Source organism: Ursidibacter arcticus (genome assembly GCF_009761375.1).
Classification (GTDB): domain Bacteria; phylum Pseudomonadota; class Gammaproteobacteria; order Enterobacterales; family Pasteurellaceae; genus Ursidibacter; species Ursidibacter arcticus.
In genome coordinates, this window is sequence record NZ_LEKM01000071.1 from 1 (window position 1) to 818 (window position 818).

The 818-nt window shown below is 37.0% G+C and carries 1 protein-coding gene; it reads left to right on the forward strand.

Features of this window, described 5'->3' with window-relative positions:
• Nucleotides 1-818 (forward strand): restriction endonuclease subunit S (locus A1D25_RS01825; protein ID WP_205420568.1); only part of this gene is annotated, 818 nt, incomplete at both ends.

Genomic DNA, 818 nt, shown 5'->3' on the forward strand with positions numbered 1-818 from the left:
CTGATAAAGCCCCTTATACCACGGACGAACCACCTTTTGATATTCCTGAGAGTTGGGTGTGGGTGAGGTTGGAAGACATCACATCAAAAATTACAGATGGTTCTCATAATCCCCCACCCAATAATTTATCAGGAATTCCCATTTTAAGTGCGGCTAATATTTTTGATCATGAAATTAAATTCTCATCTGCATCACGATGGGTATCTATCGAACAATGGGAAATTGAGAATAAAAGAACAGAAATTCAGTTGAATGATATTTTGCTTACAATTGTTGGAACAATTGGTCGAACAGCTGTTGTAAAATCAAATGAAAAATTTGCCTTACAACGAAGTGTTGCCGTCCTGAAACCAATTCAAGTTTACTCTGAATATATTAGTTATGCTCTTCAATCAGCATTTTTATTAGATTTAATGGTATCAAACAGTAAAGGAACTGCACAAAAAGGTATTTATTTAAATACTCTGAAAGAATTAGAATTTCCTCTCCCCCCACTCAACGAACAACATCGTATTGTGGCTAAAATTGAAGAACTATTGCCTTTTATTGAGCAATATGACAAGCGAGAGCAAGTCTTAACCGAGTTAAATAAAAACTTCCCCGAACAACTGAAAAAATCCATTTTACAAGCCGCAATTCAAGGGAAATTAACAGAGCAGTTACCCACTGATGAGCCAGCCAGCGAGCTACTAAAACGTATTAAAACGGAAAAAGAGCGGTTGATTTCGGCAGGAAAATTGAAAAAGCCTAGACTTCGTGATAATTCACAGAATGCGAAGTTTGATGTACCGTTTGATATTCCACAAGGGTGGGAGTGG